This is a genomic window from Bacillus sp. 11C, assembly GCF_055486375.1.
Genome location: NZ_JBUPVZ010000021.1, coordinates 11,273 through 32,346 on the forward strand (window position 1 = coordinate 11,273; position 21,074 = coordinate 32,346).

Annotated in this window: 17 protein-coding genes and 1 pseudogene; 6 read left to right on the forward strand and 12 right to left on the reverse strand. The window is 43.2% G+C overall.

Features of this window, described 5'->3' with window-relative positions:
* The first annotated feature begins 186 nt into the window (after window positions 1-186).
* On the forward strand, window positions 187-1,950 hold the full coding sequence (gene ggt, locus ACY3LV_RS19680) for a gamma-glutamyltransferase (protein WP_333560332.1): 1,764 nt from the start codon (window positions 187-189) through the stop codon (window positions 1,948-1,950).
* Between the two features lie 163 nt (window positions 1,951-2,113).
* Here the strand turns inward: ggt and ACY3LV_RS19685 are convergent, their stop codons facing one another.
* On the reverse strand, window positions 2,114-2,959 hold the full coding sequence (locus ACY3LV_RS19685; protein WP_333560331.1) for a LysR family transcriptional regulator: 846 nt from the start codon (window positions 2,957-2,959) through the stop codon (window positions 2,114-2,116).
* A 128-nt stretch (window positions 2,960-3,087) separates the two neighbouring features.
* On the opposite strand from ACY3LV_RS19685, the gene ACY3LV_RS19690 reads away from it, so the two are divergent.
* Window positions 3,088-4,077 (forward strand): zinc-binding dehydrogenase, encoded by a 990-nt coding sequence (locus ACY3LV_RS19690; RefSeq protein ID WP_464864365.1) that lies wholly within the window; start codon window positions 3,088-3,090, stop codon window positions 4,075-4,077.
* 56 nt (window positions 4,078-4,133) lie between these two features.
* Here the strand turns inward: ACY3LV_RS19690 and gltD are convergent, their stop codons facing one another.
* Window positions 4,134-5,615: a glutamate synthase small subunit gene (gene gltD / locus ACY3LV_RS19695; RefSeq protein WP_087991904.1), complete on the reverse strand. Its 1,482-nt coding sequence runs from the start codon at window positions 5,613-5,615 to the stop codon at window positions 4,134-4,136.
* Window positions 5,616-5,631: 16 nt separating this feature from the next.
* Window positions 5,632-10,194, reverse strand: a complete 4,563-nt coding sequence (gene gltB / locus ACY3LV_RS19700) for a glutamate synthase large subunit (protein ID WP_464864366.1) — start codon at window positions 10,192-10,194, stop codon at window positions 5,632-5,634.
* A gap of 145 nt (window positions 10,195-10,339) precedes the next feature.
* Between gltB and gltC the strand changes: the two genes are divergently transcribed.
* Window positions 10,340-11,242, forward strand: coding sequence for a glutamate biosynthesis transcriptional regulator GltC (gene gltC / locus ACY3LV_RS19705; protein ID WP_087991902.1), 903 nt, complete (start codon window positions 10,340-10,342; stop codon window positions 11,240-11,242).
* 61 nt (window positions 11,243-11,303) lie between these two features.
* Here the strand turns inward: gltC and proB are convergent, their stop codons facing one another.
* The 4 genes from proB to ACY3LV_RS19725 all read right to left on the reverse strand — a co-directional run bounded on the left by proB (window position 11,304) and on the right by ACY3LV_RS19725 (window position 14,841).
* On the reverse strand, window positions 11,304-12,419 hold the full coding sequence (proB, locus tag ACY3LV_RS19710; protein ID WP_148961669.1) for a glutamate 5-kinase: 1,116 nt from the start codon (window positions 12,417-12,419) through the stop codon (window positions 11,304-11,306).
* A complete protein-coding gene (proC, locus tag ACY3LV_RS19715; RefSeq protein ID WP_333519548.1) occupies window positions 12,416-13,309 on the reverse strand; it encodes a pyrroline-5-carboxylate reductase in 894 nt (297 codons plus the stop codon). The genes proB and proC overlap by 4 nt, the downstream gene beginning before the upstream one ends.
* Before the next feature lie 146 nt (window positions 13,310-13,455).
* The gene (gene rtp / locus ACY3LV_RS19720; protein WP_003220337.1) at window positions 13,456-13,824 is read right to left on the reverse strand and encodes a replication termination protein; all 369 of its coding nucleotides are present in this window, start codon (window positions 13,822-13,824) and stop codon (window positions 13,456-13,458) included.
* A 300-nt stretch (window positions 13,825-14,124) separates the two neighbouring features.
* The gene (locus tag ACY3LV_RS19725) at window positions 14,125-14,841 is read right to left on the reverse strand and encodes a 3-ketoacyl-ACP reductase (RefSeq protein ID WP_148961667.1); all 717 of its coding nucleotides are present in this window, start codon (window positions 14,839-14,841) and stop codon (window positions 14,125-14,127) included.
* Between the two features lie 150 nt (window positions 14,842-14,991).
* On the opposite strand from ACY3LV_RS19725, the gene ACY3LV_RS19730 reads away from it, so the two are divergent.
* The 3 genes and pseudogenes from ACY3LV_RS19730 (at window position 14,992) to ACY3LV_RS19740 (ending at window position 16,200) form a co-directional block, all read left to right on the forward strand.
* Complete coding sequence (locus ACY3LV_RS19730) at window positions 14,992-15,297, forward strand: DUF948 domain-containing protein (protein WP_464864367.1); 306 nt, start codon at window positions 14,992-14,994, stop codon at window positions 15,295-15,297.
* 148 nt (window positions 15,298-15,445) lie between these two features.
* Window positions 15,446-15,623, forward strand: a pseudogene (locus ACY3LV_RS19735) (hypothetical protein); the annotation flags it as partial.
* A gap of 43 nt (window positions 15,624-15,666) precedes the next feature.
* A complete protein-coding gene (locus tag ACY3LV_RS19740; RefSeq protein ID WP_464864368.1) occupies window positions 15,667-16,200 on the forward strand; it encodes a GNAT family N-acetyltransferase in 534 nt (177 codons plus the stop codon).
* 126 nt (window positions 16,201-16,326) lie between these two features.
* Here the strand turns inward: ACY3LV_RS19740 and ACY3LV_RS19745 are convergent, their stop codons facing one another.
* The 5 genes from ACY3LV_RS19745 to ACY3LV_RS19765 all read right to left on the reverse strand — a co-directional run bounded on the left by ACY3LV_RS19745 (window position 16,327) and on the right by ACY3LV_RS19765 (window position 21,009).
* Window positions 16,327-17,319, reverse strand: coding sequence for an ABC transporter permease (locus ACY3LV_RS19745; RefSeq protein ID WP_464864369.1), 993 nt, complete (start codon window positions 17,317-17,319; stop codon window positions 16,327-16,329).
* A complete protein-coding gene (locus ACY3LV_RS19750; protein ID WP_464864370.1) occupies window positions 17,313-18,059 on the reverse strand; it encodes an ABC transporter permease in 747 nt (248 codons plus the stop codon). Before ACY3LV_RS19750 ends, ACY3LV_RS19745 begins: the two co-directional genes overlap by 7 nt.
* Before the next feature lie 9 nt (window positions 18,060-18,068).
* Window positions 18,069-19,007: an ABC transporter ATP-binding protein gene (locus ACY3LV_RS19755; protein ID WP_464864371.1), complete on the reverse strand. Its 939-nt coding sequence runs from the start codon at window positions 19,005-19,007 to the stop codon at window positions 18,069-18,071.
* 13 nt (window positions 19,008-19,020) lie between these two features.
* Entirely contained in the window at window positions 19,021-19,572 is a 552-nt protein-coding gene (locus ACY3LV_RS19760) for a MarR family winged helix-turn-helix transcriptional regulator (protein WP_148961661.1), read from the reverse strand.
* 192 nt (window positions 19,573-19,764) lie between these two features.
* Window positions 19,765-21,009, reverse strand: coding sequence for an RbtT/DalT/CsbX family MFS transporter (locus ACY3LV_RS19765; protein ID WP_464864372.1), 1,245 nt, complete (start codon window positions 21,007-21,009; stop codon window positions 19,765-19,767).
* Window positions 21,010-21,074 lie beyond the last annotated feature (65 nt).

Below are 21,074 nucleotides of genomic sequence, written 5' to 3' on the forward strand. Positions count from 1 at the left end.
ATTTGCTTAGCGTGGGTTTTTCTGAAATGCTGGCGGCATGACTTATAACAATATAATCAATATAATCAATTTCACACAGAAAAACGGGTGAATGTTCTATATAATATACCATTTGTCACTTGTGAAACCGCTGTAATTTTTTTACGCTAAGATTGTAACATTACAGCTTCATATAGGAGGGAGAACATGAAAAGAACGTGGAACATCTGTTTAACAGCTCTGCTTAGTGTTCTGTTAGTCGCTGGAAGTGCCCCTTTTCACGCGGAAGCTAAAAAGCCGCCCAAAAGCTACGATGAGTACAAACAAGTAGATGTAGGGAAAGACGGCATGGTTGCCACCGCGCATCCTCTCGCTTCGGAAATCGGTGCTGATGTGCTGAAAAAAGGAGGAAATGCCATTGACGCAGCGGTCGCCATTCAATTTGCACTCAATGTAACAGAGCCGATGATGTCAGGCATTGGCGGCGGCGGTTTTATGATGGTGTATGACGGAAAAACTAAGGATACAACGATCATTGACAGCCGCGAACGCGCTCCAGCAGGCGCAACGCCCGAAATGTTTCTCGATGAAGACGGCAAAGCGATTCCTTTCTCTGAACGTGTGACAAAAGGTACTGCCGTCGGTGTTCCGGGTACGCTGAAAGGGCTGGAAGAAGCTCTGGATAAATGGGGAACCCGTTCAATGAAGAAATTAATTACCCCTTCTATTAAACTCGCTGAAAAAGGCTTTCCGATTGATTCTGTGTTGGCAGATGCCATTTCCAATTATCAGGAAAAGCTAGGGCGTACTGCCGCAAAAGATGTATTTTTGCCAAATGGCGAGCCGCTTAAAGAAGGCGATACATTGATTCAAAAGGATTTGGCAAAAACGTTTAAGCTCATTCGCTCAAAAGGCACTAACGCTTTTTATGAAGGAAAATTTGCCAAAGCACTTTCAGGCACTGTGCAGGATTTCGGCGGATCAATGACAGAAAAAGATTTAGAAAATTACGACATTACAATCGATGAACCCATTTGGGGAGACTATCAAGGCTATCAAATCGCCACTACTCCTCCTCCAAGCTCTGGCGGTATTTTCTTATTGCAAATGCTGAACATACTTGATGATTTTAACCTTTCCCAATACGATGTCCGCTCATGGGAAAAATATCAACTGCTTGCTGAAACGATGCATTTGTCTTATGCGGACCGTGCATCCTACGCAGGTGATCCCGAATTTGTAAATGTTCCCCTTAAAGGCCTGCTTCACCCCGATTATATTAAAGAACGCCAGCAACTTATCAGCCTAGACCAAGTGAATAAAAAACCGAAAGCCGGTGACCCTTGGAAATACCAAGAAGGATCCGCAAACTATAAGCAAGTCGAACAGCCAGAAGACAAAGTAGACGGCCAAACAACACACTTTACAGTTGCCGACCGCTGGGGAAATGTTGTTTCCTATACAACGACAATTGAGCAGCTATTCGGAACGGGTATTATGGTCCCTGATTACGGCGTCATTTTAAACAATGAACTAACGGATTTTGATGCGGTCCCAGGCGGAGCTAACGAAGTTCAGCCGAACAAACGGCCTTTAAGCAGCATGACCCCGACGATTTTATTTAAGGATGACAAACCTGTCCTCACCGTCGGATCTCCTGGCGGGGCCACCATTATTTCATCCGTATTGCAAACCATCCTCTATCACATCGAATACGGCATGGAATTAAAAGCAGCTGTTGAAGAGCCGAGAATTTATACAAACAAGATGAGTTCCTACCGTTACGAAGACGGAGTTCCTGAAGATGTCCTCAGCAAACTAAACGGCATGGGCCACAAATTCAGCAAAAGCCCGGTAGATATCGGAAACGTACAAAGCATTTCTATTGACCATGAAAACGGCACCTTTAAAGGCGTAGCTGATTCAAGCAGAAACGGCGCGGCGATCGGCATTAATTTAAAACGTAAATAAAAAGAAAAAACTGTACTCGCTTTAAACGGGTACAGTTTTTTTGTCTGCAGACTTTATATAATACGCTTCAGTGATACCTGATCAAAATCCCGAAATGCCAAAAGGATGCCGGCTTTCTCGAAAATTCCTGTGCTCTATGTTCAGCTTATTGAGGTAACAGACATCATCTTATCATTTCATTTACCTCGTCAATAAAGGCCTGAAACGCACTCGTCATAAAAAAATCTTTTCTGTATATAAATACGATCTCTAAATCTTGATACGCTTCGGGAAGCTGATGAGTATATACATTCGTACGATCAACAGCGGATTTCGGAAGCAGGGCCGTTCCCAACCCGGCGGATACTCCTCTTATAATGGCTTCCAATGTGCCAAACTCTATGATTTTTTGATTTTGAATGCCTGCTTCCTCCAGCAATCTTTTGACCCTGTCACGATGAGAACAGCCAGCTCCAAAAAAGAGCATCGGCTGCCGAAGCATGTCTTCTGCCGTCCCTTCCCGTGATGAAATCAAAACCAATTCATCACGGGAAACAGGGATTTGTCTGACATCAGAGTTCTCAACCGGTCCGTATACAAAAGCGCCATCAACTGTATGATCGAGGACCTGTTGAATCAAATTGTGCGTATCAGCTGTATTGACTGATAAATCAACTTCAGGAAAACGATTGAGGAAGCAGGCCGCATGCTCAGGCAGATGCGTTACAGCTGTTGTTTCCAACGACCCGATCCGCAAAGGTCCTTTTGGATGCAGGCTCATCTGTGCCGATTTTTCAGCTTCGTCTAACAGTGCTAATACTTGATCAGCATATTGCAAAAGATTTTCTCCGGCAGCGGTCAGCTTCATCCCCCGATTCGTTCGATGAAACAGCCTGATATTCAAATCTTCCTCAAGGTTATGTATTCTGGCTGTCACATTCGATTGAACATAATTCAGTTTCTGGGCTGCCTTCGTTATGCTTCCTTCGCGGGCAACAGCCCGAAAAATCTTTAAATCTCTGCTTTCCATAGGAATTCACCTTCTTGCTATGATAAAAAGTGATATCGGCTATCATTTTTGTTCATTTTACTTGAAGAAAACCGCTATGTAAAATAGGTGAAGATATGAAAATACAATTCAATGAGGAGGCAGACAGCATGAAGGCTGTAATTCACAACGGGAAAGCCGGACTTCTGGGGGTATCGTTTCAAGACGTTCCATCAAAACAGCCCGGATACGGCGAGGTAAAGGTAAAATTAAAATCTGCAGGTCTAAACCATCGCGACTTGTTTCTTATGAAAAACAACTCTGAACAAGATCCTCATGTGACACTGGGGTCTGACGGCGCGGGTATCATTGAAGAGGTCGGTGAAGGCGTGAAAAACGTTGCAGTTCAAACTGAAGTGATTATTTTCCCGACACTGAACTGGGATTTGACAGAAAATGTACCGTCTGTTCCGGAGATTCTGGGAGGCCCTTCTGACGGAACACTTGCTGAATATGTGATCATCCCTTCACAAAATGCGATCAAAAAACCTTCTTATTTATCCTGGGAAGAAGCAGGCGTTTTACCTTTATCTGCTTTAACCGCTTATCGGGCCCTTTTCACAAAAGCCCAATTGAAAAAAGGCGAGCATCTATTGATACCTGGCATCGGCAGCGGTGTTGCAACCTATGCGCTCTTCATGGCTAAAGCGATCGGGGCGACAGTAAGCGTGACCTCCCGCAGTGAGAAGAAAAGAAAAAAAGCGCTGCAATTAGGTGCTGATTACGCATTTGATAGCTACAGCAATTGGGATGAACATTTGCATGGAGAAAATGTTGATGTGGTTCTTGACAGTATAGGCCCCGCCCTCTTTTCGGAATATTTCCGCCATGTAAAACCGAACGGCCGTATTGTCAGCTTTGGGGCAAGCTCAGGTGATGTCCTCAGTTTTCCGATGCGTTCTTTATTCTTTCCTCAGATCAATGTATTGGGAACCTCGATGGGAAGCTGTGAAGAATTTCACGATATGCTCACTTTCATTGAAAAACACCAGCTGCGTCCTGTACTTGACAGCACATATCCTTTAGAAAGAGCATGTGAAGCATATACCAGAATGCAGGAAGGCAGACAGTTTGGGAATATCGGAATCGTAATGAAATAAAAAAGAAACCGGCTGTTCAAACAGACCGGTTTCTCTTATATGATAATCCCCTTTATTTACGGAAGAACTGAACTCCCCATTAAATATCGATCCACTTCGCGCGCCACTTCACGGCCCTCATTAATCGCCCATACGATTAAGCTTTGACCTCTTCTTGCATCCCCTGCGGCAAATACGCCATCGATATTTGTTTGATAATCCCCATATGTTGCGCTGATTTTGTTATTTACAGAATCAACACCAAACTGTTTCAACAGCGGCTGTTCTGTACCTTCAAAGCCGATAGCAATGAAAACAAGCTGAGCAGGCCATACTTTTTCCGTTCCAGGCAGCTCGCGGAACTCGTATTTTCCATGCTCATTTTTCACTTTTTCCATTTGAATGGTATGCAGTTCTTTCAACTTGCCATTTTTATCCGCAACCAATTTTTTCGTTTGAATCGAGTATTCTCTCGGATCTCTTCCGAATTTTGCTTCCGCTTCTTCATACGCGTATTCGAGTGTAAAAACGTGCGGCTGTTCAGGCCACATATTGTCATTCGTGCGGGCTGGCGGAAGTTTCGGGTGTTTGCCGAATTGGTGCACGCTTTTGGCTTTTTGCCGCAGAGCAGTGGCCACACAGTCAGCTCCTGTATCTCCGCCTCCGATTACAATGACATCTTTCCCTTTGGCATCAATGAATTGCTTGTCTTTAAAGTTAGAATCTAAATAGCTTTTTGTTGCGAGTGTCAGGTAGTCCATCGCGTAATGGACTCCTTTTGAGTCGCGTCCTTCAATTAATAGATCCCGCTGTTTTTGAGCGCCTGTGCACAGAATCACAGCATCAAATTGCTCCTTCAGCTCATCAGCTGTAATGTCAACGCCGATTTCTGTGTTCGTGACAAAATCAATTCCTTCTTGCGTCAGCAATTTAACCCGGCGTTCTACAATGCCCTTCTCAAGCTTCATGTTCGGAATACCGTATGTTAAAAGACCGCCCGCTCTGTCTGAGCGTTCAAAAACAGTGACGGAATGTCCCGCTTGATTCAGCTGGTCAGCACTCGCCAGTCCGGCTGGGCCCGACCCGACAACGGCCACTTTTTTGCCTGTTCGTTTTTTAGGAATTTTAGGCTGAATCCAGCCGTTCTCAAATCCTTTGTCGATTATGGACCGCTCTATGTTTTTAATTGATACCGCCGGGTCAGAAATCGCTAATGTACATGATCCTTCACAAGGAGCGGGACATACCCGCCCTGTGAATTCAGGAAAGTTGTTTGTTTTCAAAAGACGCTCCAATGCTTCTTTCCATCTGCCCCGGTAGACAAGATCATTCCACTCAGGAATCAAGTTGTAAATCGGACAGCCGGATGTAAATCCGTTAATGTCCGCACCGATCTGGCAAAACGGTGTGCCGCAATCCATACACCGCGCCCCTTGCCGTTTCGATGCTTCTTCTGAAAAAGGAGCAGAATATTCTTTCCAATCCTTTAAGCGAGTGAGAGGGTCCCGCTCAGCAGGTTTTTCTCGTTTGATTTCCATAAATCCAGTTGGCTTCCCCATATTCCTCTCCCCTTTCTTACTGTACTACCGCTTGTTTTTGTCCCGCTGACGCTGTATTCTGCTTTGGTTTCGTGTTGGCTTCAAATGCGTACATGACAGCTTCTTCATCTGATAAACCTGCAGCTTTTTGCTCTTCGATGCTTGCGAGCATTTGTTTATAGTTTTTCGGAATGACTTTGACAAATTTGTTCACGCTGTCTTCCCATTGGTCTAACAGGTCTGCCGCTTTTTTGCTGTTTGTATAAGCAGTATGTTTTTCAAGCATTACTTTGACTTGCTGGATTTCTTTCTCATTCACTAATGATTCAAATAAAATCATCTCGAGGTTGCATTTGCGTTTAAACGCTTTTGCATCTTCGGCCAATACATAAGCGATTCCGCCGGACATACCTGCCGCGAAGTTTTTGCCTACATCACCGAGAACGACAACACTGCCGCCAGTCATGTATTCACAGCCATGATCGCCGATACCTTCTACAACCACGTTCACACCGCTGTTCCGAACAGCAAAGCGTTCACCAGCACGTCCGTTAATATAAGCTTCCCCGCTTGTCGCGCCGTAGAACGCCACGTTGCCGATAATGACATTGTCATCTGACGTGGAATTGAATTGTTCCGGTGACTTGACGATGATTTTTCCGCCAGAAAGCCCTTTTCCGACATAATCATTTGAGTCTCCGTCCAAATAAAGCGTCATCCCTTTAGGAACAAAGGCTCCAAAGCTTTGTCCGGCTGATCCGGTAAACTGCAGCTTGATCGTATCTTCCCGAAGTCCTTCTTCTCCATAACGTTTCGAAATTTCACTGCCTGTGATCGTTCCGGCTACACGGTTTGTATTGTTAATTCCGAGAGAAACATCCGCTTCTTTTCCAGACTCGATAGCTTCTTGGACGACCGGGAGAATCGCTGTAATATCTAGTGATTCATCAATTTTATGATTTTGCGGCGATTGGAACGTCCGTACGCCTTCAGGCTGATAAAGCAGGGTAGACAAATCAAGTTGGCTTGCCTTCCAATGCCTCTTCGCCCGTTCACTCACATTGAGTACGTCAGTGCGGCCGATCATTTCATCAAATGTCTTGAAGCCTAACGCAGCCATATACTCACGAACTTCTTCAGCAATGAACAGCATATAGTTCACAATATGATCAGGATCTCCCATGAACTTTTTACGAAGTTCTGGATTTTGTGTCGCTACCCCGACAGGACATGTATCCAAGTGGCAGGCACGCATCATGACACAACCGAGTACAACTAACGGAGCCGTTGCGAAACCGAATTCTTCGGCACCAAGCAAAGCAGCCATAATAACATCGCGGCCCGTCATGAGCTTTCCGTCTGTTTCTAATACAACACGTTCACGAAGTCCGTTCAGCATTAATGTTTGATGTGCTTCTGCGAGGCCAAGCTCCCACGGAAGCCCTGTATGTTTAATACTGGTTTTCGGAGAGGCGCCTGTACCACCGTCGTAACCGCTGATTACAATGACATCGGCAGTCGCTTTGGTGACACCTGCAGCGATTGTCCCTACGCCTGCTTTTGATACCAGCTTCACGCTGATTCTTGCGTCTCGGTTGGCATTTTTCAAATCGTGAATCAGCTGGGCTAAATCCTCAATCGAATAAATGTCATGGTGCGGCGGAGGTGAGATTAATCCGACACCAGGCGTTGACCCGCGGACATCGGCAACCCAAGGATAGACCTTGTTGCCAGGCAGCTGTCCGCCTTCACCCGGTTTAGCACCCTGCGCCATTTTAATTTGCAGCTCATCTGCATTGACAAGGTAATGACTCTTGACACCGAAACGTCCAGATGCAATTTGTTTGATCGCGCTTCTTCTGTCATCGCCGTTTTCATCTGGAACAAAGCGTTTTGGATCTTCTCCGCCTTCACCGCTGTTGCTTTTTCCGCCAAGACGGTTCATTGCGATCGCTAAAGCTTCGTGCGCTTCCTTACTCAAGGATCCAAATGACATTGCACCCGTTTTAAAGCGTTTGACAATCGATTCAGCGGATTCGACTTCCTCCAATTTCAGCGGCTTGCCGTTTCCCCCAAATGCGAACAAGTTCCGTAAAAATCCGATGCGTTCTTCATCTGCCGCTTTTGTATACTGCTTAAACAAATTGTAATCATTTCTGCGGCACGCCCATTGTAAGGTGTGAATCGTTTTCGGATTAAACGCGTGATGCTCCCCGCCGTTTCTCCATTGGAAGTCACTTCCCGGTTCAAGCGTTTTGCTGTAATCATCCTGATACGCTTCCCGGTGGCGGCGCTGCGCCTCTTCGGCAATTGTTTTCAAGTCGATGCCGCCGAGCTGTGATGCTGTTCCTGTGAAATAGCGGTCAATCACATCATGGCTGATACCTACCGCCTCAAAGATTTGGGCGCCTCTGTAGCTTTGTACAGTTGAAATCCCCATCTTGGACATGACTTTGACGACACCTTCAGTAATGCTTTTTCCATATTTGCTGACCGCTTCTTCATAGCTGATATCCAAACGGCCTTCATCAATTTCCTGCTTGTAGGTCGCATAAGCGAGATAAGGGTTTATCGCATCCGCACCATAACCGATTAGTGATGCGAAGTGATGCACTTCACGCGCTTCTCCTGATTCCACAATAATGCTGACTTTCGTACGCAGCCCTTTGCGGATTAAATGCTGATGCAGCGCGCTGACTGCCAGAAGCGGCGGAATTGGTGTCAGGCGTTCGTTCATCTTTTTATCTGATAAAATTAATAGACTTACACCTTGGCTGATAGCTTTCTCAGCCTGTGTGAACATGTCCTTTAATCCGCGTTCAAGATCCTCTGAAAACAGCACGTCGATTTTTTGGCTTTTTAAATCAGGATGAACGATCGTTTTCAATGCGTAAAACTGTTCATTGGATAAAACAGGTGTATACAATTTAATCCGGCGAACGTTTCGTTCACTCGGGTGAAGAAGATCGCCTTCTGCGCCGAGCCAAGTCATTGTAGAAGTTACAAGCTGTTCACGAATCGCGTCGATTGGCGGGTTCGTTACTTGTGCAAACAGCTGCTTAAAGTAGTTAAACAGTGATTGCGCGCGGTCTGACAGGACAGCAAGCGGCGAGTCATTCCCCATTGAACCGAGAGGATCTTTGCCTTCTTTAATGACAGGAATTAAATATTTTTGGATATCTTCATATGTGTATCCGAATGCCTTCTGCCGAGTAAGAAGATCTGTAAACTGTTCTTCCTCTCTTGTTTCCGGATCAGGATTCACTTGGACAAGCTCTTCTTCAAGCCACTTTTGGTACGGGTACTCAGTTGCAATTTCTGTTTTGACTTCTTCATCCGAGATAATACGGCCTTCTTCCAGGTCGATTAAAAGCATTTTTCCAGGTTCAAGGCGATTTTTATATAAAACGTTTTCCTGTTCTACTTCAATAACGCCTACTTCAGATGAGAAAATAATATAATCATCTTTGGTTACATAATAACGCGCCGGACGGAGACCATTCCGGTCAAGGACCGCACCGATTTGTTTACCGTCAGTAAATGAAATGGCTGTCGGTCCGTCCCAAGGCTCCATCAAAGAACTATGGTACTCATAAAACGCTCTTTTTTCCTTAGACATATGCGTATTTTCCGTCCACGGCTCAGGAATGAGCATCATTGCTGTATGCGCCGGTTTGCGTCCAGCCATCACAAAAAATTCAAATGCGTTATCCAAAATGGAAGAGTCACTGCCGTCAGCATTCAAAATCGGCAGAATCTTGTTCAAGTCCTCTCCGAAGTTTTCAGATACAAATTGCTGCTCACGCGCTCGCATCCAGTTGATGTTTCCGCGAAGGGTGTTGATTTCACCGTTGTGAACCAGATAGCGGTTTGGATGCGCTCTTTCCCATGTAGGGAATGTGTTGGTGCTGAAGCGTGAATGAACAAGCGAAAAAGCAGAAACGAACGCTTCATCTTGCAAATCAGAATAAAACGCATCAACTTGTTCAGGTGTTAAAAGGCCTTTGTAAACAATGGTCTGGCTTGAAAGACTGGCAAAATAAAAATCAAGACCTTCCTTTACTCCCCAGTTTTCAGCCTGTTTACGAATGACATACAATTTTCGTTCAAAAGACAAGTTATCCTTCAGGTCAGAACTTGCACCGATAAATACCTGACGGACAAACGGACAGCTTTTTTGCGCTACTGTTCCGATTTTTCCGACATTTATAGGTACAGTTCTCCATCCAAGAACGGCTTGGCCTTCTTGTTCAATCAGTGCATTGATTTGTTTTTCGATTTTTTTTCTTTCTTCTTCCTTCTGTGAGAAAAAGACCATTCCTACCCCGTAACGCCCTTTTTCCGGCAGATTGATGTCTTTGCACTCTTTTCTAAAGAAAGCATCAGGGATTTGAACCAGTAAGCCGGCACCGTCTCCTGTATCCGGATCACTGCCTTGGCCTCCTCTGTGGTCTAGCTGACAAAGCATCTTAAGCCCTTGTTTGACGATGTCATGAGTCGCTTTGCCCTTTAAGTGCGCGTATAGTCCGATTCCGCATGCATCATGTTCAAATTCAGGACGGTAGAGACCTTGAGCTTTCGGCATTTGATTGTACGTCATAATTCCTCTCCCCCGATCAATTTCCGATAATACCGGTCATAAAATCTAACACTCTATAATCATTGTAGGTTTTCAAAACGATATAAACAATATATAATTTAGATCAAAAGAATCTCAAAATGAGATAGATGGATGTGAGATAAACATGGAGCTGCGCCAACTGCGTTATTTTACGGAAGTGGCTGAAAGAGAACACGTTTCAGAAGCCGCTGATCATTTGCATGTGGCCCAATCAGCAATCAGCAGACAAATTGCAAATCTTGAAGAAGAATTAAATGTGACTTTATTTGAGCGTGAAGGGAGAAATATCAAACTCACGCCAATCGGGAAAGAATTTTTGATTCATGTGAAAACGGCGATGAAAGCCATCGAATATGCGAAAGAACAAATTGATGAGTATCTCGACCCGCATCGCGGAACGGTAAAGATTGGTTTTCCTACAAGCCTCGCGAGCCAGCTTTTGCCGACTGTCATTTCAGCATTTAAAGAAGAATATCCGCACGTCGAATTTTTGCTGCGCCAAGGCTCCTATAAGTTTCTGATTGAAGCTGTCAGAAACCGCGATATTGATTTGGCCTTATTAGGGCCGGTGCCGACGAATTTTCCTGACATAACAGGAAACATTTTATTCACAGAAAAAATTTACGCGCTTGTTCCATTAAATCATCCGCTTGCCAAACAAAAAACGGTTCAGTTAATCGATTTACGAAACGACCAATTTGTATTGTTCCCGGAAGGATTTGTGCTTAGAAAAATGGCGATTGATGCTTGCAAACAAGCCGGCTTTGCTCCTCTTGTTTCTACGGAGGGTGAGGATTTGGATGCCATCAAGGGATTGGTTTCCGCTGGAATGGGCGTTACTCTCCTGCCGGAAAGCACATTTGCTGAAACGACACCTCGTTTTACTGTGAAGATTCCAATTGAGTTCCCTCAAGTGAAACGGACTGTCGGGATTATTAAACCGAAAAACAGAGAACTTGCGCCGTCTGCGAATGACTTTTATGAGTTTGTTATTCAATTCTTCTCTAAGCTGGAGCAGTATCAATAAAAAATCAACCCGAGCTTCGATAAAGAAGCTTCGGGTTTTTTGCTTTGGTAAATGTTTTTAATTAATAGACAGGCAAAGATAAATCAACATGGCATACAAATGCTTCCTGATCAATGACCGCTTTGTTCATCAGTTCTTTTTTCTTGTCGGGTTCTTGAAGCTGTACAGAAGAATAATTGACGATTCCGAGCCCGATTTCTGCCCCTTGCGAATCCATCAGCCTGACAACTGATCCGTTCTTGAATTTTCCTTTAATCTCCTGTACACCGTCCAGATATAAACTCGATTGCCCGTTTGTTATTTTTCGTGAATAATCATCTGATAAAATCATTTCACCTTCAGGACCGGAATTAAAAGCGATCCACTGCTCCTTACGATTCAACGGAAGCGTCCCCTCAGCTTCAAAATAAGTGCCTTCAGCCTCTTCATGAACGGCTTGATATAAAATATCATCAGCATCTGCCTGACCAAGAAATCCTTTAATGCCGGATGCCATTACAATTTTAAACGCATCAAGCTTGGAGCGCATGCCGCCGGTACCAACGTCGCTTCCAGTGTCACCTGCGCATGCTTCGATATCGGGCGTTATCTCATTCACCAGCTTCATCCTTTTCGCTTCTGGATTTGTGCGCGGATTGCCGTCATATAATCCGTCGATATCTGATAAAATCACAAGCATATCCGCATCGATTAATCCCGCGACTTTTGCTGCAAGCGTATCATTGTCGCCAAACTTGAGCCGATTGACGGTAACTGTATCATTTTCGTTTATAATCGGGATGATGCCGCGTTCAAGCAGTACATTCATTGTATTCCGGACATTATTATATCGATATTCATCAGAAAAATCGCTTCTCGTAATTAAAATTTGGGATGCAACATAACCATGCGCCAAAAACAGCTTTGAATATGCTTCCATCAGCAGGCCCTGCCCGATTGAAGCCGATGCTTGTTTTTCGGGAAGCTTCTCGGGTCTTTGGATAAATCCGAGTTTTCGATATCCCGCCGCCACTGCTCCTGACGAAACCAAAATGACTTCATAGCCGGCGTCTTTTAGTTTGACGACCTGGTCGACCAATGCTTCTAATTTCCGAATGCTGATTTCTCCGTGAAGACTTGTTAATGAACTGCTTCCAATCTTCACAACGACTCTTTTCATGTTTATATCAGCCGTCACTTTACCACTCCTGACAGCGGGGCCGCTGTTTTTTCGATATTGTCGCTGATTTCCTTTGATCGCTCAGCCGCATGTTTAATCGCTTGAGAAATCGCTTCTCCGCCGCCGCTCTGTTTCAAGGCTTGCAGCCCGGCAGCTGTCGTTCCGTTCGGCGACGTGATATTGTCTCTTAAAACCTCAGGCTGTTCTCCTGTTTCCATGAGCATTTTTGCGGCACCCAAAAGCGTCTGTGCGCCGATGCTTCGTGACAACTGTTTATCAAGGCCTGCTTCCTCGCCTGCCTTCTCAATGAATTCCATTAAATAATAAAAATACGCGGGGCCGCTGCCGGCAATTCCGGTGAATATGTCCATTTGATCTTCTTCGATTGTATAGACTTCACCCATGCATCCGAGCAATGCTTCGGCCAGAATTTTCAGGTCTCCTGTCACATGCTCGCCAAGCGCAAGGGCCGTTGCAGAAGCGCCGATCATACTGGATGTATTGGGCATCACTCTGACAACCGGCTGTTGATTAAGCAATGATTGTTCAATAAAAGAGGTGGTTATGCCGGCAAGGACCGACAATATTAATTGATGGGGTTGAATACGTGATTTTAGTGATGACAGAGCGCTTTCGGCGTCTTTTGGCTTCATTGCCAACACGAGCACATCCATGTCTTCAATACATAATTCATTCGGTGCAGCGCCTTTGATTCCATATTGAAGTTCAAGTTCAGCTAATCGCTCTGTATTGCTGCGGTTTGTAACGCAGATGTTCTGTTTCGGGATTTTGTTGGCACGAACGATACCTGATATCATTCCTTCCGCCATAGATCCTGCTCCTATAAAGGCTACTTTTTTTTGATCAAAGATCGGTAACATCTCCTTTGTTCGCTTTTTTGTTCGCATTTTCACACGTTTAAAATGTTACCACGTGAGGAAATGTTGTCAAGTAAGAAGGTCATCATTGATTTGTATTGTTTCTTTTCGACAAATATGTATACTGTAAAGCAAAAACACCCAATGGACACTGCTTAGCCGGGTGTTTGTTTATCTTAAAAGTTATCTGAGAGCGCTTTTTCAATCAATTTTTTACAGCGATCCAGCTCAACCTTCAGCTGTTTTTTATATAGTTTGGCAGCTTCGTAATCTTTAAATTGATAGAGGACGACTTCTTGGAGCTTAGCCCCTTCTTTTTTTACTTTGATCTGCTTTAATATCCCGTCATCAAGAAGCTCGTGCAAAGACCGGTAAACTTCTGTATGATTTGGCTTAAAACCAATCTCTTTAAATTCAGATCGAAGCACTTCAAGCAGCTTTAAGCCGTAAAGTCTCTCTTGCTCTGTCATTGTGATCATATAAAGTTTCAAAAATGCGCGCTGTTTGACTAAAAAGCCTGTTGAACTCCTTTTTTCCTCTTTCATCATAGGCACCCCCTTCTTCTGTCACTGAAAACACGATGTACTAAATATTCAATTTATTCTTTTGTTTTCCTTCTTTATATTAAAGACTGATATTGCAGAAATCTTATATTTAGTGTTTATAAGTGGAGCGGACTAACAAATCTTTATGAATATTTAGTACATAGTTTTTTTAGTTCTATTATAACAGATTTTCACTGGTATCATCAAATTAAAATGAATAAAACGACTTTGCCGTTAACCATTTATTAACACGGATGATATCAAACAAAAAAAGCCTGTCGAAAGACAAGCTTCACATTTTTACGGATTAGTTGACCATAATCCTGCTGTTTTAATAAAAATTCGCGGATCTAATTTCAATTGTGCCACCATGTATTCAGCAAGATCCTCTGGCTGCATCACCTTTTCAGGATTACCGTCTGTTAAATTCAATTCAATAGACATATCACTAGCGACAGTGCTTGGTGTTAACGCGCTCACTCTGATATTATGCTTTCTCACTTCTTGCATAAGAGACTCTGTTAATCCGAGAACCGCAAATTTAGAAGCGCTGTAAGCACTTGTCACAGCTGCTCCTCTTTGGCCCGCTGTAGACGAAATATTAATGATGTCTCCGGCTTTGCGTTCGATCATTTCCGGAAGCACCGCGCGAGTGACATGGTACACACCCATCAGGTTGACTTGTATAATATTTTCCCACTCATCAGCTGACAGATCTAAGAAGCCGCCAAATTTGCTGATTCCAGCGTTATTAATGAGGATATCGATATCACCGATCTGTTCCTTCACTTGAGCTACAGCATGGCTAACCTGCTCTGCATCTTTTACATCCGCAGCGGCAAATGCAGCTTTTACACCAAGCGCTTTGACTTCTTCTGCCACTTTTTCAACATTTTCGGCAGTCCGGCCGATTAACCCGATATTCACGCCTTCTTTCGCAAGCGCAAGAGCTGTAGCGCGGCCAATTCCTCTGCCTCCGCCCGTGATAAGAGCAGTTTTATTTTGTAAACTTTGCAATTGAAGCACCCTTTCTTTGTTTACATATGTACGATACCACATTATAAGTACAAAAGATCCAATACGCAAATCAAACGTACTGAGCAAATATGATGTCTTTTGATTAAAAAAACGAAATTAGGGTAATGACATAAGAAAAGGAGTGAACATATGGTTATTGTTTATATCAGTCTCGCGGTATTAGCTATTTCTATCATTTTCTTAGGGATTAATGTGATTCAAAACAAGAAAAAAATAGATCCTGCACTAAAGGAGCTCACCTCTGTTACGCAAGCTATGCAAAGACAAGTCAAAGGATTAAAAACCGAGGCGCAGCTGCTGACACAAAAACAAAAGAGGATTCAGCAGGATGTCGAAATGAAAAAAACCGCCTTTCAGCAGACAGCAGCTGAAGTGAAAAAAGTTCCTCAAGCAGTCAAAGAGGTGTGGCAGGCACGACATTTTAATAACAGATAAAGATGAATGGTATCCCGTTGTTACGATCAGAATGGACAATGGGATATCATTTTTTGAGAAGGCTTACGCATGATTGTAAACCGCAGTTGCTTAGAGGCATTCACAGAGAAACTACATACTCTTCCTCCTTCTCTTACAAAGTCCGATTGACTTACTGCTCACCCAGCACAGCCTCCGGAACTTTTTCTGCCTTCATCGCTTCTCCCATCCATCAAGCGTGAACGGCCATCGTTTGAAACAGTTTAGCAAAACAAAGAGCAATTAGAAAGACAAATTCATTCCTTTGCTTCCTCAGTTTCGAATTCATTATAGAAAAGAGGAAATAAAAGGGATATGATAAACAAAAACACAAACTTGGGGAGTGGTTGAATGTTTCCTGTGTTAGAAACGGATCGGCTTACACTTAGGCAAATCACAGATCAAGATGCAAAAGCCATTTTTGCTTGTTTTTCAAACCATGGAGTGACACGCTATTACGGACTTGAAAACATGGAATCTATAGAAGAGGCTACTTCAATGGTTCAAACGTTTGCCGCTCTTTATCAAGAAAAACGCGGTATACGGTGGGGAATGGAAAGAAGAGACACCAAAGAATTGATCGGAACAATCGGCTTTCACGCTTTGGCTAAAAAGCATAGGCGTGCAGAGATCGGTTATGAAATCATCCCGGCGCATTGGCGAAACGGATTTGCATCAGAAGCCATTTCAGAGGCTGTATCCTACGGGTTTGCTCGCCTTGGCCTGACGCGTATTAGCGCAGTTGTATTTACCCAAAATGAAGCATCGAATCGACTGCTCATAAAAATGGGATTCGAAAAAGAAGGCGTCTTAAGACAGTATATGTATCAAAATGGAATCCCTTATGATACAAATGTATATTCTATTTTAAAATCAAGCGAATGAACGGACGACATTCTCTTCTCTTTAAAATGTCCGATATGACACCTTAATTCTCGATCACTGCCTTCCGGATTTTAACAAAAAACAAAGAGATGCATAGCGGCCTATACATCTCTTGTTCTTTCTCCCCTATTCATAAATTCCTTTATTGACCCTTTTTCTTGTAATAAAACCTCCAAGGAAACAAAACACAGCTGACCACATCAAAATATAGACAACCTGAGTTTTGTATTGCCACATTGTATGCCCCATTTCTACCCCGTGAATGAAAGTCATATACGTTTTTTGCGGCAGTATCGGACAAAGGCCATTCAATAATGGATGATGTGGAGCAAAAGAAAGAAAACAGCCTGACAATATACACGTAACCACACTGATACCGCTCGCCATCAAACTGATGTTTCGCTCCATCACGGAAGCCATAAAGATAGCGAATGCTGTTGCAAGCACTATAAGAATACCCAGTAACCCAGCAAGAACATCCAAACGGAAACCAATTTCAGCATGAAAGAATACATTTGTAATCACGATGGCCAAGTAAGTAGGTATGTATAGACATAAAAACGTAAAGATAAACTGAACAAGCAAATATTTCCCCACATGTACAGGAGACACCAAAATTCTTCTGAAGGTTCTAAGCATCCGGTCTTCTGGATATAACGAAGCTAATGCCACACCTTGCATCAAGACAAGCATTACGATAAAGCCTAATATATTCGTTCCTGTTCCCCGTTCAGTCCTTAATTCATCCTCTCCGCGATAGCTGCCTGGCATTTTTCCAGTCTCGAAAAATTGCTGAATCATTTTTTGATCCGCTTTGCTTTTCAAAGTGGTCACTTTGTATTCGCGTTGATTTTTTTCAACGATAGCCGCATATTTCCCTAACACCAGATCAGAAAACTTCGGCTTCTGATGCACCGTCACCACTCTAAATGCAGAATCACTCGGCATATACTGGACGTCGCCCTGATCTGTTACAAAAGCGATTGTTTCTTTGAAAACCGGCTTACCGGAAAACATAATCGCAACGCCAATCATCAGAGGGATGATGATCACTGCAAGGATGATAATGGCTTTTTTGGTGAGGATTCGCTCCCACCTGTTTTGAAATAAACTCAGCATACATATCCCTCCGGCTTAAATACAACATGCGAAACGGCAATACAAATGATTGAAGCAAATAATAGTCCTGACAAAACAGGCAGCAGCATACTGAAATCGTGATCATAAATGAGGAGAAATGAACATTCTGTTACCCATTTAACCGGAGAAAAAAGTGATATGTTATTGACTGTATCTCCAAATCTGTGAATCCCGAAAAATACACCGCCAAAGAAAACAAAAAAAGCTATCGGAATTTGCATGATCCCGTTCGCCTGTTCTTCATTTTTGAACAAACAGCAAAACATTGTTCCAAAACAACAGCCGAAAAATAAAAATACATACAATAAGAGTATGAAATACGGAAGATGTTGTCCGCCAAAGTTCAAATGAAAAATCGTCTGGGCGATCAACACATTCACACTGTACATAATGACACTGAATATCCAGGTTGATAGTAATTTAGAAAGATAAATACCGGTTGTCGAAACGGGCGCATATACAATGCGGAGGTTCGCTTTCTTCACCTTTTCCTCCATAAACGTATTAGAGGCTGTCATAGCGATCAAAGCTGCAGCAAAAATCATCATATTCACGCCGTAATAATCATACGAACTGACCCCGCCTGCTCCAAAGCTGTTTTTCGTCACAAAGCCCATGACCAGAATGAGAACGAAAGGAAAGGCCGTATTGGCGATCACAAGAACCGGATTCCTTACAATATTCATAAAATCAAACGTTATCAATTTTAACAAACTCATTTCGCTCTCCTAATCTCTTAAATTTCTTCCCGTCAGCTCTAAAAATACTGTTTCTAACGATGCCTCTTTTTTGTGCATGTTTAGGATGCTACAGCCTTGCGCACTCAATTTTTCAATCATTTCACTCAGATGATCTTGATTCTGCCGAACCGTCACTATCAGTTGATTGTCTGAGCAATCAACTCCTGTCACTCCATTGATTCCTCTGATTGAATTTATATTGAATTGCTGAACATGTTTCAGCTGAAAAGTGTATGTTATCTCTTTATTTACTTTTCTGTATAACTCTTCTTTTGTTCCATTAGCGATCATTCTTCCTTCATTCATAATCATAATGCGATCTGAAATGGCCTCGACTTCTTCCATATAGTGTGTCGAGTAAATAATGCTCGCACCTCTTGTTCTCAGCTCTTTTATTGATTCTAAAATGTGATGCCGGGATTGCGGATCGATTCCTACGGTGGGCTCATCCATGATAATCAATTTCGGCTGATGGGCAATGGCACACGCAATGTTTAATCTTCTTTTCATCCCGCCCGAAAACGTCTTAGGCTTGTCATCTTTCCGATCGTATAGCTGCACAAGCTCCAAAGCCTCTTTTACCCGGGCTTTCAGTTCTTCTCCTTTAAGATAATAAAGACTCGCAAAAAAACGAACATTCTTCTCTGCGGAAATCTCCTCATAAATCGCAATATCTTGAGGAACAATTCCGATGCCTTTCTTCATTTCCTTTGACCTTTTTTTTACATTATGGCCCAATATCGTAACGTTTCCGGAACTTGCCGACAATACCCCGGATAATATATGAATGGTAGTGCTTTTTCCTGCACCATTTGGACCTAGTAAGCCGAGAACTTCCCCCTCTCTCACTTCAAACGAAATCCCATCTACCGCCGTTTTGTTTCCATACTGCATTTTCAACTCTTTTACTGCCGCCACGTTGTTCATACGTTTCTCCTTTTTACTTTCTCCGTTTTGCGAATTCCTGCACTAAATTTGTTTTCAAATGATCCCGATTTTGTTCAATGTCAAAATCAGCAGCATCTTCTTCAAAACCATCCTGTTCTTCTCCATCGAAACTGTATAGCTTCTTCAATAAAATCCATAATGTTTCCAGCTCTTCCGTAGAAAACCCTTTAAATAGATCTGCCATAAAGTACACCGCTTTTTCACCGCATTCCTCTGTGACACGTTTTCCTGAATCGGTAATCTTCACATTAACCGCTCGCTTGTCGCGTTTACTTGGCACAGTGGTGACATAACCTTTTTTTTCAATACCGCTGACAAGCCTGTTGATGTTTTGTTTTGAAGTGCCTAATTTTTTTGCAATGTTGTTGAATGTCGTTTCCTCTTCTGGTAAATGCATGATGGCAACCATCGTCATAAATTGTCTTGACGTTAAGATTTCATAGTAATCATCCCCTCTTGATTGGATTTTGTTTAAAACAGAAAAAAGTGTAGCATAAGACTGCTGCATTAAAAATAAATCTTTTAATTCTTTAGAATAATCCACGATGCCCCTCCTAAAAAGACATTATATTGTCTTTAATACCATAACATTTCTCTGTATATTGTCAACATGTTGTCTAATATTATTTAGTGAAGTTCTACATCTCACTCGAAAATTCAGAAGCATTTCGTATCGGAGATCCTTGCATTACCGAACAAATGACGAAAAGCGCCCCTGTAACAGGGCGCTTTCTGATTAAGAAGCATATTGAGTAGACGTTTCCTCCTGTACTGCTTTTTCCTCAGGTATATGAATGCATTTCGTCATGACCGCACTCGCAAGATAAAGGACTGCAAAGATCCAGACGACGCCTTGCGCACCGACAAGACCGATGAACAGCCAGGCGAGCGCGGGGCCGACAAACGCTGATAAACCGGCAGCCAAATTCAGTACAGACATGGCCGCTCCTTTATCTTTACCGGCCACCGTCGGCACAATTGCACCGATCGGCACATAACCTGCCAGCAATCCTCCCCAAATAAAGCCGATCACGCTGACAACCGCTAAACTCCCTCCGGAGAAAACAGGTGCATAATATAATAGGACGGTGAAAATACCGCAGCCGACTCCGCCGAACCAAATAACGGTATTTTTCCAGCCGAACTTATCGCCGACAATTCCAAAGATGAGGTTAAACACAATGTTCCCCAGAAAAATCGTTCCCCAAATCTGCAGCCATACATTGGTTGAAATTCCATGCTGCGCCATGTGAATCGGCAAAAAGACCGGGAAACCATATGTACCAATGCTATTGATGATTCTGATGATTCCGCCTGTAAGCACCCGCCGATTCGTAAAAAGAATGGTAACCCCTTTTAAAAGCTCCTCAGCTGTTTCTGACCTTTTTCTTTTCTTCTTTTCAAAACGGTCTTTATTGATAAACAATGCGAAGAATGCACCAAGACATACCCAGAAAATAGAGCTCCAAAGCGTATTCAAATAACCGAACGCTTTGATCGCGTAGCTTGAGTACCAAGCACCGAACACAAACATGCCCAGGCAATATGCAATCCAAAACCAGCCGACAGCAGTGCTTAGCTTGTTTTGCGGTGTTCTGTAAATGACCCATGTCAAGAAAGAATAAGCAAAAAGCGGGTAGCCTAACCCTTTTACGAAGTATGTCACATACATCACTGGAAGGTTCAGCTGTTCAAATCCAAATACGATAAAGGCAGCTGTACCGATCACATAAAACAGCAGCCCCATAAACATCGTCCGTTTTGCGCCGAATGCTTCAAGACATACACCCGAAAACCAGGAAGCAATGGCCAGCGCGATTCCGTATATACTAAAAATTGAAGCGGATTGCTGAATGTTCAGCCCGTTTTCGATCAGAAAAGGACTGAGCCAGCCTTGTTCCAGCCCGTCTCCCATCATAAACAAAACAACCCCTAAAAACCCCCAGGCAAGCCGTTTCGGTATTCCAATTTTATCTAACATATCTGTCTCCTCCTTAGGTGCGTATATCAATTACCGTATTACCTTGTTAAAGTCGAAAATTAGAT